Source organism: Methylobacterium oryzae (assembly GCF_036441375.1).
Classification (GTDB): domain Bacteria; phylum Pseudomonadota; class Alphaproteobacteria; order Rhizobiales; family Beijerinckiaceae; genus Methylobacterium; species Methylobacterium oryzae_A.
This window is the reverse complement of the sequence record NZ_MLCA01000001.1, coordinates 986459-1000880: the sequence shown is the minus strand read 5'-3', so window position 1 is coordinate 1000880 and position 14422 is coordinate 986459. Positions and strand designations below refer to the sequence as shown.

Here is a 14422-nt window from a genome sequence, read left to right as displayed (position 1 = left end):
GTCGAGCGGGCCCTTCGGGGTCAGCGGCGGAAACCGCTGAAGGCATCTAAGCGGGAAACCCCCCTTAAAACGAGACCTCCCTTGAGGGCCGTGGAAGACGACCACGTCGATAGGCCGGGGGTGCAAGCGCGGCGACGCGTTGAGCCGACCGGTACTAATCGCCCGATTGGCTTGATCGCTCTCGTGATCCGTGTCCGGACTGGTTCGGCAGCCGCAAAGGCTGGCGAAGCCAGAGACACACGAAACAGAAAGACCCGCAGCGGATCCGCTGCATGCTTGCCGAACTGAGCACTCGCCGTCGCAGCACCCTGCGCCGCCCAGTGCCAAACACTTGCGTTGCGCCGGTCTGGTGGCCTGAGCGGCGTGCCCAGAACCCGATCCCATCTCGAACTCGGCCGTTAAACACGCCAGCGCCTATGGTACTGTGTCTCAAGACACGGGAGAGTCGGTCGCCGCCAGACCCGCACAACGCAAGACACACATTCCCTCACCACGAACACCGATCCGGCCCCGGATACACCGCGCACGCTCACCAGAGCCCGCGCGCCCGGACCAGCCGAACACACTTGGCGCGGGGTGGAGCAGCCCGGTAGCTCGTCAGGCTCATAACCTGAAGGTCACAGGTTCAAATCCTGTCCCCGCAACCAAGGACACAAACCCGCCGCGCCGTAAGGCCCGGCGGGTTTTTCTCTGTTGACGTGATCGACCCGTCCCAATTCCCAGTCGTCGCGCGGAGACGCGTTGCACCGCTTTCCGCCCTCCGGCAGGGGAGGGGGTCCGAGCATCGCGCCAACCGGATGATCGCCGTCCGTCGGAGCGTTCATCAGTCCGCTTCGGTCCATATCCTCGGACGGCGTCGCGTGGGAAAAGCCGACCCGGATCCTGAGTCCGGTCTCCGAACCGCGACCTTGGCGGTGTTGGCCTCGCAGGCACCTGGCCTTAAGATGCGCTGGGGTACGCCGGGATACGGCGTAAGGGGGGAGCGGCAATGATCTCACAGGCGGGCGGCACGGCCGACCTCGATCGGAGCTGAAGATCGCGGTTTGCGCGTCTCCGCTCCCTCTCATCGTGCGGCCCGCCCGGTGATGCGTCGCGCATCGCCGCCGAGGCTGGCCGCCCTGGCCCTCGCCCTGCTGGTCGCCGCGGGGAGCCAACCCGCGCGCGCCTTCGACCTGTTCGGCCTGTTCGGCAGCGAGCCGGAGCCGCCGCCACCGAGCGCGACAGCGCTTCCGTACACGCTGCGGATCACCGGCACGGACGATTCCGACGTGCTGCGGGCCCTCCAAGATACGTCCACCCTCTATCGCCTGAGGCAGGAGCCCCCGCCCGACGGCGAGGGCCTTCTGCGCCGGGCCGAGACCGACCCCGCCAAGCTTGCCGACGTCCTGTCGGGCTACGGCTACTATCAGGGAACAGTCACGATCCGGATCGACGGCGCGCCGGTGCCGGGCCAAGCGGCGTCCGCGGTCGGTGCCGCGGAGGTGTGGCGCAATCGCGGCCTCGTCCCAGTGCGGATCGCGGTGGATCTCGGACCCCTCTACCATCTGCGCCGGATCACCGTGCGCGATCCGGCGAGCAAAGCGTTCCCGGACGCCGTTCTGCCCGCGCGGGTCACCCGCGTCGACGACGACGTGCCCGCGCGCTCCGCCACCGTGCTGGCGCGGGAAGCGCAGATCGTCGACCAGTTCCGCGCGCAGGGCCATCCCTTCGCCAAGGTGGTCGCGCGCGATCCCGTGGTGGACGATTCCGCCCACGTCATGGACGTGACCTTCACGGTGGCGCCGGGCCCCGTGGCCGGCATCGGCCCGGTCGCGGTCAGCGGCGCGCCGGGGATCGACCCGGCCACCATCCGGTCCTTCATCTACGCCGAGCCGGGCGACCCGTACTCGCCCCAGGCGGTGGCGGCGATCCGCCGGTCGGTGGCGCGGATCGAGGGGATCGGCGGCGTGCGGGTCCGCGAGGGGACGACACTCGACGGCGACGGGAACCTGCCGCTGTTCGTCGCGGTCACCGAGCGCGAGCGCAACCTCGTGGGCGTCTCGGCGCGCTACTCCACCGTCGACGGGCCGGGCGTGCGGGCCTACTACGCCAACCGCAACCTGTTCGGTGGCGGCGAGTCCTTCAGGGTGGATGCCGACATCTACTATCTGGGTCTCGGCAACGACCCGTTCGCCAACCAGCGCAAGCTCGCGGGGATCGGCACGAACGGCCTCGGCGGCCGCCTCTCTGCGACCTACGTCCAGCCGGCCCTGTGGGGGACGCGCAACGACTTCCTCGCGAACGCCTTCATCACCCGCGAGGTGCAGCAGAGCTACCTCGTGGATGGCGGGGGCGTCTCGGGGGCGATCCGCCACCGGTTCTCGGACACGTTCTCGGCGCAGATCGGGCTCGACGCGCAGGCGGGCCGGTCGAAGGACGCCCTCGGCACGGTCAATTACCGGCTGATCGGCGTGCCCGCCTCGGTCACCTACGATTCCACCGACAGCCTCCTCGACCCGACCCGGGGCGTCCGGGCCATCGCCTCGCTGGCGGTCTATCCCGGCGCGATCTCGTCGCCCGGCATCGTCGTGGCAAAGGCGCAGGGATCGACCTACTACGCCCTGGACGACGAGGCCCGCGTGATCCTCGCCGGCCGCATCGGCTTCGGCTCGGTCTCGGGCGCGCCGCTGGGGGAGATCCCCGACAATTTCAGGTTCTTCGCCGGCGGCGGCGGCTCGGTGCGGGGCTACCCGTACCGAACCCTCGGGCCGATCGGCCCCTTCAACCTGCCGATCGGCGGCCGCAGCCTGCTGGAGGCCTCGCTCGAGGCACGCATCAAGGTCACCGACACGATCGGCGTGGTGCCGTTCTTCGACGCGGGCACTGCCTTCGCCTCGGCGACGCCGGATTTCGACGAGAAGATCCGCAAATCCGTGGGCATCGGCCTGCGCTACTACACCGGCATCGGGCCGATCCGCGCGGACGTCGCCTTCCCGCTCGACCCCTACAAGGGCGGACACGTGCGTCCCGCCGTCCTGTATCTCAGCCTGGGGCAGGCGTTCTGAATGGTGTTCCGAACCGGACTCACGCCTTGCACCGCGCGTCCGACCGCCCGTCCCGGCCGGTGGAGCCTGGCGCTCGTCCTGGTCTGCCTCGCCCTGCTGCCCTGGACCCTCGCGGTGACGCGCGCCGACGAGGGCGACAAGTCCGTCCTCGGCGGCCTCCTGTCCCGCGCCCTGTCGACGCCCTCGTCGCGGGTGGCGATCGGCGCCATCGACGGCGCCCTATCCTCGGACGCGACCATCCGGGACGTGGCGATCAGCGACCGCGACGGCGTCTGGCTGAAGCTCGACCGGGCCCGCATCGTCTGGCGGCGGCTCGCCCTCCTGTCGGGACGGCTGGAGGTCGACAGCCTCGAGATCGGGCATCTCGACGTGCTGCGCCGGCCGATACCCGGACCGCCGCCGCCCGAGGCCAAGCCCGACGGGCGGCTCCTCCCGGACCTGCCGGTCAAGGTCGAGATCAAGGGCTTCAAGCTGGCCGAGCTGACCCTGGGCGAGGCGGTGGCCGGGCAGCCGGCGCGGCTGTCGGCGGAGGGCCGGGCGAAGCTCGGCGCCGCCAGCGAGGGGCTCGACCTGCAGGCGAGGGCGCAGCGCCTCGACGCGCCGGGCCGCTTCCTGCTGTCGCTGCTGTTCGTGCCGAACGGCGAGCGGCTGGAACTCAAGGCGAACCTGGTCGAGCCGGCGGGCGGCCTGCTCTCGAAGGCCGCCAACCTGCCCGGCACCCCGCCGATCGACTTCGAGCTCGACGGGACCGGGACACTGGATGCCTGGGGGGCCAAGCTCGACTTCACGGCCGGTCCCGACATCGGCGCCAGGGGCGGGGCGAAGATCTCCCGCATCGGGGCCGAGCGGCGCCTCGCCCTCGACCTCGCGGCCCGGATCGAGGGGCTGATGCCCGGTCCGGCGGCGGCGGTCTTCGCCGGCACCACCAAGCTCGACGGCGGCCTCGCCTTCGCGGATAGCGGCGCCTTCCGGATCGACCGGCTGGAGCTGGCCTCCCGCACGGCGCGCCTGACGGCCGGCGGCAGCCTCACCCGCGACCGGATCGCCGACCTGACGCTGCAGGCGCGCGCCTTGCCGACGGAGGGCGACGTCACCCGGGCCGGCGAGGCCGAGATCGGCAAGCTCGTCTTCGACGGCAGCCTCAAGGGACCGCTGGCGGCGCCCACCGTCCGGGGCCGTCTCGACGCGGCCGCCCTGCGCAGCCGCGATTCCAGCCTCGACCGGATCGAGGCCAGTCTCGGCATCGACCCGCAGGGCGAGCCGTCGGCGCAGCGTTTCGCCATCGCGGCGGACGGCCGGGTCGACGGGCTGAAGCTCGCCGACCCGGCCCTGCGTCGGGCGATCGGCAGCCGGGCCACCGTGACGCTCCGGGCCTCGGCCGGCGCCGACGGCGTTCTCGATATCGCGGCGCTCAAGCTCGATTCCGACACGGCGCGGGCCGCCTATGCCGGCCGGGTCGGCCAGAACACCCTGACCGGCACCGTGGACGCGGCGCTGCCGGACCTCTCCGTCTTCTCGGGCCTCGCGGGCCAGGGTCTCGCGGGCAGCCTCGACGCCAAGGCGCGGCTCAGCGGCGATCCGGCGCGCAAGGCCGTCGCCGCCGACCTCGCCGTGACGACGAGCGGCGTCGTCACCGGGATCCGGGCGGCCGACCGCACCCTCGGCCGCGCGCCGAGCCTCCAGGGGCGCGTCTCCCAGACCTTCGACGGCTACGGCTTCGACCATCTGCGCCTGGAAGGCTCCGGCGTCACCGCGACCCTGCAGGGCGAGGCGACGGCGTCCCGCGCGGACGTGACCGGACGGATCGACCTCAAGAGCCTCGCGGATCTCGACGGGCGCCTCACCGGCAGGGCGGGCGTCGACGCGCGCCTGACCGGATCCCTGGAGCATCCGGACGTGACCGCGACCCTGACGGCGCCCTCCGCCACCGCGGCCGGCAAGCCGATCCGGGACCTGCGCGTCGAGGCGGTCCTGCGGGACGCGCTCCTCGCGCCGGACGGCACGGTCCGGCTCGGCGGCGATGTCGGCGGCAAGCCGCTGACCGGCGGCGCGCACCTCGCGCGCGTCGGCGGGGACTGGGTCCTCGACCGGCTCGGCCTCGATCTCGGCTCGGTCTCCGTCGCCGGCCAGGCGATGGTCGCGGCCGACACGTGGCTGTCGGCCGGCGCACTCACCGTGCGGGCCGGCGACCTGACAGACATCGCGCCCCTGGTCCCGGAACCGGTCGCGGGCCGCCTCGACGCCGCACTGACCCTCGCCCGCGACGGCGGGCGCCAGGACGTGACCGTCCGTGCCACCGGGGCCGGTCTCCGCTACGGCGAGACCGCCCTCGCGCGGCTCGACGCGGACCTCTCGGGACGAGACCTGCGCGCCCACCCGGTCCTCGACGGGCGCGTCGAGGCCGACCGGCTCGTGGCCGCCGGCCAGCAGGTCGACACGATCCGGCTCCTCGCGAACGGCACGCCCGCCTTCAGCGACGTGAGCCTCACCGCCCGGGCGCGCGGCTTCACGCTCGACGGCGCCGCGCGGGTCGTCCCGGCCGCGGACACGCGGATCGAGATCCAGCGCCTGTCGGCGGCCCGCGGCAACGACCGCTTCGCCCTCACCGGGCCGGCGGCGATCACCCTCCGGGACGGCGGCGCGGTGATCGACGGCCTGTCGATCGCGGCGGGCTCCGGCCGCGTCACGGTCGCGGGCCGCGCCGGGCGGGATCTCGACCTCAGGGTGGCGATCCGGTCGCTGCCCCTGTCGCTCGTCCGGATCGCCGCCCCGAGCCTCGCCCTCTCGGGGATCCTGGACGGGGAGGCGGATCTCCGCGGCCCCGCGACGCGGCCGGAGGGACGCTACGCGGTCAGCGTCGCCAAGCTCGTCGCCCCGCAGACGCGGCAGGCCGGCTTGCCGGCGATCGACGCGACCGCCAAGGGCACGCTGTCGGACGGGCAGGCGAGCCTGGACGGGCGGGTCACGGCCGGGCGCGGCGTCGCCCTGACGGTCTCCGGGTCGCTGCCCGTGGAGGCCGGGGGTCCGCTGGACCTGCGCGCGCGCGGGACGCTCGACGCCGCCCTCGCCAATTCCCTCCTGAGCGTCGGCGGCCAGAGCGTCACCGGCAAGATCGCCATCGACGGCGGCGTCACCGGCACGCTCGCGGCGCCGCGGGCCCAGGGCGCGGCGGTGCTGAGCGGCGGGAGCTTCACCGATCCGCTGAACGGGCTCCGCTTCACCGGGATCGAGGGTCGCGTCACCGGCCGCGGCGACAGCGTCGTGGTCGAGCGCCTGACCGCGACCGCCCGCAACGGCGGTCAGGTCTCCGTCACCGGCCGCGTCTCCCTCGCGCCCGACTTCCCGGGCAATTTCCACGTCGTCGCCGACAAGGCCGAACTCGTCTCGAGCCCTCTGATGACGGCCGTGTCGAGCGTCGACATCACGCTGGCGGGGCCGCTGGCGCGGACGCCGCGGATCGCCGGCCGGGTGAACGTCGTGTCAATCGACGTCGCGGTTCCGGACCGGCTGCCGGCCACCATCCGGCCGCTGCCGGGCGTCCGCCACGTCAACACGCCGCCGGCCCTGAAGGCGCGCCTGGCACAGCGGGCGGAGCGGAAGGCCGCGACCCGGTCCGGGCGACGAGGCGGGAAGCCGGCCGTCCCGTTCGACGCCACCCTCGACGTGACGATCGACGCGCCGAGCCGCATCTTCGTGCGCGGGCGCGGCATCGACGCGGAACTCGGCGGTGCGCTGCGCGTCACCGGCACCTCGGCGTCGCCCAACGCCAACGGCGCGTTCTCGCTGCGGCGCGGACAGTTCGAGCTCGTGGGCCAGCGCCTGGATTTCAGCCGCGGCCGGCTGACCTTCGCCGGCAGCCTGACCACGCCGGAGCTCGATTTCGTCGCCGAGACCAAGGCCACCGACGTGACCGCCCGCATCGCGGTCTCGGGCTTCGCGGACGCGCCGCAATTCTCCCTGACCTCGGATCCAGTCCTGCCGCAGGACGAGATCCTGTCGCGGATCCTGTTCAAGAAGGCCTCGGCCGGCCTGTCGCCGTTCCAGGCGCTGCAGCTCGCCCAGGCGGTCGCCCAGCTCTCGGGGGGCGCCGCCGGTCCCGACGTGTTCGAGCAGGCGCGCAAGAGCCTCGGCCTCGACAGCCTCGACGTCTCCACCGGCGCGAGCGGCGGGCCGGCGATCGGCGCCTCGCGCTACATATCGGATCGGGTCAGCGTCGGCGTGAAGGCCGGGGCGAAGCCCGCCGACACCGCCGTCGGGGTCGACTTCGACGTCACCCGCCGGATCAAGCTGAAGGGCGAGGCCGGGAGCGACGGCCGCACCAGCCTCGGCGTCGGCGCCGAGTACGAGTGGTAGCCGGCACGGTCACACGGCCGCCCGTTCGACCGCGCCCCGGGCGCTGCGGGATCGACACGCCCGGTCAATGGTTTAGGTTCGGTGCAGGCGGCCGCGAGGGCCGCCGTTCGGGCGGGAAACACCACGGGCGATGGACGAGCTTTTCGAGACCGATGACGATCCGCCGGTTCCGGAGGGCGGTTTTCTCCGCAAGCTCCCGATCATCAACAGGCGGGGTCTCCACGCCCGCGCCTCCGCGAAGTTCGTGCAGACCGTGGAACGCTACGACGCCGCCGTGACGGTCACCCGGGCCGGCGAGACGGTCGGCGGGCGCTCGATCATGGGCCTGCTGACGCTGGGGGCTGCCATGGGCACGCGCGTCGCCGTCACCGCGGTCGGCCCGGACGCGGAGAGCTGCCTCGACGCCATCGAGGCCCTGCTGGCCAACCGCTTCGGCGAGGACGAGTAGCGTCTAGACCGTCGCCTTGCTCGGCCACGCGCACAGGTCCGAGACCGGGCACCGGGGGCAAGCGGGATTCCGGGCCGTGCAGATGTCGCGCCCGTGCCGGAACAGCCAGACATGGGCGTTGTCCTTGAACGCGTCGGGCACGATCCGGGCGAGACCGTCGGCCACCGCGTCGACCGTCGGGCCCGGGGCGAGGGGGATCCGGTTCGCGATCCGGAAGATGTGGGTGTCGACCGCGATCACCGGCTCGTGGAAGGCGAAGTTCGCCGTGACCTCGGCGCTCTTGCGGCCGATCCCCGGCAGGCGACGCATCTCCGCGGCGCTGCGCGGGACGGCGCCGCCGTGTTCCGCGAGCAGGACCGCCGACAGCCTGACGATGTTGCGCGCCTTGGAGGGCCCGAGCCCGACCGGCCGGACAATCTCGGTGATCCGGGCCTCCCCGAGCGCCGCCATGCCGGCGGGATCGCGGGCCTCGGCGAACAGCGCCTCCGCGATTCGCGCGACGGTCGGGCCCGTGGACTGGGCCGAGAGCAGCACGGTCACGAGCAGGCGGAACGGGTCAGTGCGGTCGAACCCGGCCTTCGGATCCGGGTCCCTCTCGGCGAGGCGCGCGAGGATCGCGGCCACCCGGTCGGCCTCGCCCGCCCCGCGCGGCCGCAGCGCCGCCCGTGCGGCCGCCTTNCTCCACGAGGGCGGCCGCGTCGGGCTCGGCGGGCTCCCAGGGCCGGGCGCGGCGGCCCCAGACCGAATGCGGCATCGCCAGCGGGACCACGCCGCGCAGGGTCTCGTGGCCGTCGCGCGCGTCGCGGCTCCAGGCGAGGGCGACGGCGACGGCGACGGGACGACCGGCCGGGCGGTGCTGGGCGAGCGGGAGGAGGTGGTCCGGGTCGCGCAGCGGGTCGGTCACCGCGTTGCGCACCAGCATGGCCCGCCACGCGGCGACGGAGGCCGCGTCGACGGCACCGGGTCGCCGCAGATCGACCCGCCAAGTGCCGGCCCCGGCGTCCGAATCGGCGTCCGGGGCCGCCGCGAGCTCCGGCCGCTCGGACCGGCCGCCCTGTATCACGGTGAAGCGTCGCGCCATCCGCGTGTCCTGCCTCTCGACGATCCGTCCCGATCCGGGACGATCCGGCGCCTCCGGGGCGCCCTTCGTGTCGAGGGCTTCAAGGACGGTGCCGACGTCTTGCGTCAGGGGCCGGGGATCGCCAGGGGATTGTCGAAGAGGGCGGCGGCATCCGGCGCGTCGACCCGGGGACGTCCGAGGAAAGCGTCCCAGAGCTGGCGCACGAAGGCCGGATCGAGGTCGCGCAGGATCAGGACGAGCCGCGAAGTGTGGTCGGGATCCGGCCAGGCCGGCAGGGTGACCGGCGCGTGGAACACGTGCTGGACGCCGTGGACGACGAGCGGGCGCTCGGGGTCGTCGGCGAGGGCGACGAGGCCCTTGAGCCGGAGCAGCTTCGGCCCGTGGCCGGAGCGCAGGAGATCCATGAACATCTCGAAGGCGGGGCGCGGGACGGGCGCCGCGCTGGTCAGGCAGATCGCCCGGATCGACGCGTCGTGGCGGTTCACGTCGGTATCGTGGTGATGCGCCTGCTCCAGCGCCGCGTCGCCGAGCCACGCGCGGACGTCGGCGGTCTTGCCGTCGAGGCCGAACAGGCCGCCGAGGAGCGTCTCCGCGGGGGCATCCGGCGCGACGATCGGGGCGGCCGGGTTGAGCGCCGCCAGGCGCGCGCGGATCCCCGAGAGGTCATCCGCGAGGTTCGCCTTGGTCAGCACGATCCGGTCGGCGACCGCGGCCTGCCGCAGGGCTTCCGGATGGGCGTCGAGGGTCTCGGCGCCGGTGAGCGCGTCCACCACCGTCACCACGGCCTGGAGGCGGTACCGCAGCACGAGATAGGGGTGGTAGATCAGCGCGTGCAGGATCGGCGCCGGATCGGCGAGGCCCGTCGTCTCGATCACGACCCGCCGGAACGGCCGGATCCGGCCGTTGTCGCGCTTGCGCAGCAGGTCCTCGAGGGTGGCGATCAGGTCGCCCCGCACCGTGCAGCACAGGCAGCCGGCGCCGAGCAGGATCATGTCCTCGTCGACGGTCTCGATCAGCAGGTGGTCCAGACCGATCTCGCCGAACTCGTTGACGATCACCACCGTGTCGGCGAGCGCGGGATCGCGCAGCAGCCGATTCAGCAGGGTGGTCTTTCCGGCTCCGAGGAAGCCGGTGAGCACCGTCAGCGGGATGGGCTCCGGGCGGCGCGGGTCCGGAGTGGCGGCGAGGGTCTCTGACATAGGCGGCGAAGTGGGGTGCGCCGGCATCCGCGGCAACGCGGCGGCAGACCGTGCACCCGCACGGACCTATTCGTCGGCGGCCGCTTTCTTGGCGGCCGGCTTCCTGGCCGGAGCTTTCGCGGCCGCCTTGTCGGGCTTCGACTCGGCTTTGGCGGGCACCGGCTTGTGGGCGGCTGCCTTCGGCGCCGGCTTGGTCAGACCCTTGCCGGGCTTGGCTTCGGGCATGCCGGGCGTGACGTCCGCCGTGTAGGCGCTCGCGTTCCGCGGTACGCCATGGCCCGGCTTCGCGGCGACCTTCGGGGCGGGTTTGGCGGCGGCCTTCGCAGCCTCGGCCCGCTCCAGACGCGCCGCGCGCGCCTGCTTGGCCGCCTCCAGAGCCGCCGCGCGCTTGGCCTTGGCGGCCTCGAGCTTGGCGGCGCGAGTGTTGGCGGCGGCGGCCTTCTGCTCGGCCTCCTGGGCTTCGAGGATCTGCTGGCCCTCGGCCGGATTCCGGCCGATCCAGACGGCGATCGGCTGGAGCGGCGCGCGCGGCGGCAGGGACCGTGCCCGGAGGGCCGGGTTGGAGAACGCGGCCAGCGCCAGCGCCGGCGAGTTCGCCGCCGAGCCGCCGATCAGCTGCGCCGCGGAGCCGGGAGCGCTCAGCGCGCCGGGACCGTCCTCGATGGCGGGGGGCTTCTTGCCGCCGCACACGAAGGGCCGCATGTCCGGCGGCGCGGGGAGCGCGGAGGCCGGCAGCGCGTCGAGGGTCGGGCTGCTCCAGCCGGCGCTCTGGCCGAAGGCGTAGTCGAACAGGTCGGCGGTCTTCACGTCGCGCTCGCGCGGGCTCGGCTGCCCCATCACGATCGTGACGATGCGCCGGCCGTTGCGCGTGGCGGTCGCGACGACGTTGAAGCCGCCCGAGCAGATGAAGCCCGTCTTCATCCCGTCCGTGCCGGGATAGCGACCGAGCAGGCCGTTGTGGTTCGCCATCACGGCGCGGCCGAACTGGATCGCCGAGATCGAGAACAGGTCGTGGGAATCCGGGAAGTCGCGGATCAGCGCGCGGGCGAGCACCGCCATGTCACGCGCGGAGGTCCACTGGCGCGGGTCGGGCAGGCCGTTCGGATTGAACCAGCGGCTGTCGTGCATGCCGATCCGCTGCGCGGTCTCGTTCATCATGGCGGCGAAATTGTCGATGGAGCCGCCGAGATTTTCGCCGATCGCGTAGGCGATGTCGTTGGCCGACTTCACCATGATGATCTTCAGGGCGTTATCGAGGGTGAGCTGCGTCCCCGGCTTGAAGCCCATCTTCGAGGGCGGCTCCGCGGCGGCGGCCGCCGAGATGGTGATCATCGAGTCGAGCGAGACCTTGCCCTGCCGGACGAGGTCCAGGGCGACGTAGGTCGTCATCAGCTTCGTGATCGACGCCGGATACCAGGGATCCGTCGGCGCCTGCGCGTAGATGACCTTGCCGGAATCCACGTCAGCCACGAGGATCGGCACCGTCACGGCGTTCGCGGCGCCGATCCCGACCAAGCCTGCACCGAGCAGACCGGTCAGCGCCGCGAGCCCGACGGTGAGGCGTCGGTAGAGAGAAGAGGACATTCGAGCCCGACTCGTCAGAGGATCGCCTGGATCGACGCCGAGGGGCGTCGGATTTCCGGCCGGCCAGCCGGAGAGCGGCGCAACCCGGACGGCCGAAAGGCGATCGCCGGACTGCATCTCGGCATGAACGAGCCTACCGTGGCAAGAGCAAGGCGAGATCACATCGCGGGTCTGCACGGCGCGGTTGTCAGTGGCCCGTGGGCGCGGCACGACTTATGTGCAGGCCGAGCGCGCGGACCGGATCGCGCGACAGCGACTGGGACGGTTGTGGCTTACGCGGTCAAGGAGATCTTCCACACGCTCCAGGGGGAGGGCGCGCAGGCCGGCCGCGCCGCCGTGTTCTGCCGGTTCGCCGGATGCAACCTCTGGTCCGGGCGCGAGGCCGATCGCGCCGCCGCGGCCTGCCGGTTCTGCGACACCGACTTCGTCGGGATGGACGGGGAGGGCGGCGGGCGCTTCGCGGACGCGGCCTCCCTCGCCGGCGCGATCGCCGTCACCTGGGCGGGGGGTGCCGAGAACCGCTACGTCGTCTTCACCGGCGGCGAACCGCTGCTGCAGCTCGACCCGCCCCTGATCGAGGCCGTCCACGCGGCCGGGTTCGAGATCGCGATCGAGACCAACGGCACGTTGCCGGCGCCCCCCGGGATCGACTGGATCTGCGTCAGCCCCAAGGGGAGCAACGCCCTCGCGCAGGTCTCCGGCCACGAGTTGAAGCTCGTCTACCCGCAGGCGGATGCCGATCCTGCGGCCTTCGTGGGCCTCGCCTTCCAGCACCGCTTCCTTCAGCCCATGGACGGGCCCGACCGGATCGCCAGCACCGAGGCGGCGATCGCCTATTGCCGCCGGGACGCCCGCTGGCGGCTCTCGCTGCAGACCCACAAGATGATCGGCATTCCCTAAGGGACGGCAATCTGGGCGGATCGGGTTCGGGACGGTGCGGCAGCCAAGCCCGTACCGTACGCGGCGCGTGTCTCCTCTCCCGTGCGGGAGAGCGGGTCCGGTGCGACTGTCTGGACCGGCATGGGCCCTAGCCGAGGCAGGCCCCCCGCTGGGCGCGCGCCGCGCGGATCGCCGAGCGCGCGAACCGTCCGCCCGCGCGCGGCGGATCGGGATCCTTGCCGTCCAGCACGGCGCGGCGCAGGGCCACCAACGCCGGATCGCCCCATCGGTCGAGGACGCGTCCGAACGCGGCGTGGCGCCCGGCATCGAACGGGACCGGTCGCCCGGCCCCGTCCCGCGCGGGATGGGCTGGATGCAGCGTCCCGCAGGGTATCCAACCCGGCGGGATCGGCGCGGTGGCCGCGTGCGTGCGTGCGAGTCGCAGGAGTTGCGGCAGCAGGTGGCACCGCGGCCCGGGCCCCGCGGCCGCCCGATCGGCCTCCGGCGCGAAGACCTCGACACGACCGATGCGGGTGATGACGATCTGGTCCAGGCTCGAGATGACAGCGGACGGCATCGCCGCGGCGCCGGCGGCGAGGAGCGGACGGCCCGCCAGCGCCCGCAAGCGGGCGATCCGCGCGGGGTCGGCGGTCCGGATGCAGGCATCCGCGGCGGGCAGACCGAGGCCGAGATCGAACAGGCGCGCGGCGCGGTCCTCCGGCCGGATTGCCGCCTCGTCGGGACCCAGTTCGGTCAGAACGGTGCGCCGGCCCATCGCGCAGGCGGCCTCGGGAAGGCAGAGCGCGACCGTCTGGCTCCAGCCGTCGGCGAAGCCGGTCTCGTAGGCGAACGGCCTGAGATCCGGATGCGCCCGGACCGCGAGCGCGCCGCGGGCCGTGCGGAGCCCGATCGCGTCGTCCTCGAGGGGCCGTGCCGGCTCGTCGGGTTGCCGCGCGAACACGGCGGCGGCTCCGTAGCCGCCGAGGCTCCACGTGCAGGCCGGATCGGCCAGCTGGGCACGCAGCAGGCCGTCCACCGCGGGTCCGGCTCCGCCCGTCATCGGCTCCCCTCGTGCACGCCACCGCAGCCCGCACGCCTTGACACGGACGGCGAATGACCGGAAGTCGCGGGGCATCACCGAGGTTGTGGTCGGCGAGGCGGGCGCGCGACCCGGAACGATCGACGCGGAGACGTCCGCTGGACCTCGCGACGGGATCCGCAAGAAGGGCGCTGGCATGGACGTCATCGAGACCGAGATCCCGGACGTGAAGCGCATCGTGCTGAAGCGCTTCGGCGACGCGCGGGGCTGGTTCTCCGAGACCTTCCGGGCCGACACCCTGGCGCGAGCCGGCATCACCACGCCGTTCGTGCAGGACAACCAGTCCTTCTCGGCGCCGCAGGGGACGGTCCGCGGCCTGCACTTCCAGATCGCCCCCCGCGCGCAGGCCAAGCTGATCCGCGTGCTGCAGGGCGCGATCCTCGACGTCGCGGTCGATATCCGCAGCGGCTCGCCGACCTACGGGAAATACGTCGCCGTCACCCTGGACGCCGAGAAGGGCGAGCAGCTCTACATCCCGCACGGCTTCGCGCACGGCTTCTGCACCCTGACGCCCGACGTCATGGTCGCCTACAAGGTCGACGACTACTACAGCCCCGAGCACGACCGGGCGCTGTTCTGGAACGATCCGGCGATCGGGATCCCGTGGCCGGTCTCGGCCGAGGCGGCGATCCTGTCCGACAAGGATCGCCGGGCGCCGAAGCTCGCCGATCTCGGCCACGTCTTCTGAAGAGCGCGGCCCGGCCGCAATTTCGTCACGACGGCCGGTCTTAGGCT

The 14422-nt window shown here is 73.0% G+C and carries 9 protein-coding genes, 1 tRNA gene, 1 rRNA gene and 1 other annotated feature (1 of these 12 only partly in view); of the genes, 7 read left to right on the top strand and 4 right to left on the bottom strand.

What is annotated here, in order from left to right; genetic code table 11:
* Window positions 1-166 (top strand) — a sequence feature (23S ribosomal RNA rRNA prediction is too short); it begins 55 nt to the left of the window's first position.
* 179 nt (window positions 167-345) lie between these two features.
* The 5 genes from rrf to MOTC310_RS04765 all read left to right on the top strand — a co-directional run bounded on the left by rrf (window position 346) and on the right by MOTC310_RS04765 (window position 7845).
* Window positions 346-461, top strand: a 5S ribosomal RNA gene (rrf, locus tag MOTC310_RS04785).
* A gap of 109 nt (window positions 462-570) precedes the next feature.
* Window positions 571-647 (top strand) — tRNA-Met (locus MOTC310_RS04780).
* Between the two features lie 438 nt (window positions 648-1085).
* Window positions 1086-3044, top strand: coding sequence for an autotransporter assembly complex protein TamA (locus tag MOTC310_RS04775; RefSeq protein WP_331300956.1), 1959 nt, complete (start codon window positions 1086-1088; stop codon window positions 3042-3044).
* Window positions 3045-7397, top strand: coding sequence for a translocation/assembly module TamB domain-containing protein (locus MOTC310_RS04770; RefSeq protein ID WP_331300955.1), 4353 nt, complete (start codon window positions 3045-3047; stop codon window positions 7395-7397).
* 130 nt (window positions 7398-7527) lie between these two features.
* Entirely contained in the window at window positions 7528-7845 is a 318-nt protein-coding gene (locus tag MOTC310_RS04765) for an HPr family phosphocarrier protein (protein ID WP_331289912.1), read from the top strand.
* A gap of 3 nt (window positions 7846-7848) precedes the next feature.
* Here MOTC310_RS04765 and MOTC310_RS04760 read toward each other — a convergent pair whose 3' ends face one another.
* The 3 genes from MOTC310_RS04760 to MOTC310_RS04750 all read right to left on the bottom strand — a co-directional run bounded on the left by MOTC310_RS04760 (window position 7849) and on the right by MOTC310_RS04750 (window position 11709).
* Window positions 7849-8469: an endonuclease III domain-containing protein gene (locus MOTC310_RS04760; RefSeq protein WP_331300954.1), complete on the bottom strand. Its 621-nt coding sequence runs from the start codon at window positions 8467-8469 to the stop codon at window positions 7849-7851.
* Window positions 8470-9030: 561 nt separating this feature from the next.
* Window positions 9031-10125, bottom strand: a complete 1095-nt coding sequence (locus MOTC310_RS04755) for a CobW family GTP-binding protein (RefSeq protein ID WP_331300953.1) — start codon at window positions 10123-10125, stop codon at window positions 9031-9033.
* A 66-nt stretch (window positions 10126-10191) separates the two neighbouring features.
* The gene (locus MOTC310_RS04750) at window positions 10192-11709 is read right to left on the bottom strand and encodes a D-alanyl-D-alanine carboxypeptidase family protein (RefSeq protein WP_331300952.1); all 1518 of its coding nucleotides are present in this window, start codon (window positions 11707-11709) and stop codon (window positions 10192-10194) included.
* 267 nt (window positions 11710-11976) lie between these two features.
* Between MOTC310_RS04750 and queE the strand changes: the two genes are divergently transcribed.
* Window positions 11977-12609 carry a 7-carboxy-7-deazaguanine synthase gene (gene queE, locus MOTC310_RS04745; RefSeq protein ID WP_331300951.1) on the top strand — a complete coding sequence of 211 codons (633 nt, stop codon included), beginning with the start codon at window positions 11977-11979 and terminating at the stop codon, window positions 12607-12609.
* A 127-nt stretch (window positions 12610-12736) separates the two neighbouring features.
* Here the strand turns inward: queE and MOTC310_RS04740 are convergent, their stop codons facing one another.
* On the bottom strand, window positions 12737-13648 hold the full coding sequence (locus MOTC310_RS04740; protein WP_331300950.1) for a DUF6925 family protein: 912 nt from the start codon (window positions 13646-13648) through the stop codon (window positions 12737-12739).
* A 175-nt stretch (window positions 13649-13823) separates the two neighbouring features.
* Between MOTC310_RS04740 and rfbC the strand changes: the two genes are divergently transcribed.
* Complete coding sequence (gene rfbC / locus MOTC310_RS04735) at window positions 13824-14375, top strand: dTDP-4-dehydrorhamnose 3,5-epimerase (RefSeq protein ID WP_331289905.1); 552 nt, start codon at window positions 13824-13826, stop codon at window positions 14373-14375.
* The last annotated feature ends 47 nt before the right edge of the window (window positions 14376-14422 follow it).

Coding starts and splice junctions, on each gene's coding strand:
- MOTC310_RS04740 (WP_331300950.1), bottom strand. CDS start 13,648: ATGACGGGCGGAGCCGGACCCGCGGTGGACGGCCTGCTGCGTGCCCAG.
- MOTC310_RS04755 (WP_331300953.1), bottom strand. CDS start 10,125: ATGTCAGAGACCCTCGCCGCCACTCCGGACCCGCGCCGCCCGGAGCCC.
- MOTC310_RS04765 (WP_331289912.1), top strand. CDS start 7,528: ATGGACGAGCTTTTCGAGACCGATGACGATCCGCCGGTTCCGGAGGGC.
- rfbC (WP_331289905.1), top strand. CDS start 13,824: ATGGACGTCATCGAGACCGAGATCCCGGACGTGAAGCGCATCGTGCTG.
- MOTC310_RS04770 (WP_331300955.1), top strand. CDS start 3,045: ATGGTGTTCCGAACCGGACTCACGCCTTGCACCGCGCGTCCGACCGCC.
- MOTC310_RS04750 (WP_331300952.1), bottom strand. CDS start 11,709: ATGTCCTCTTCTCTCTACCGACGCCTCACCGTCGGGCTCGCGGCGCTG.
- MOTC310_RS04775 (WP_331300956.1), top strand. CDS start 1,086: ATGCGTCGCGCATCGCCGCCGAGGCTGGCCGCCCTGGCCCTCGCCCTG.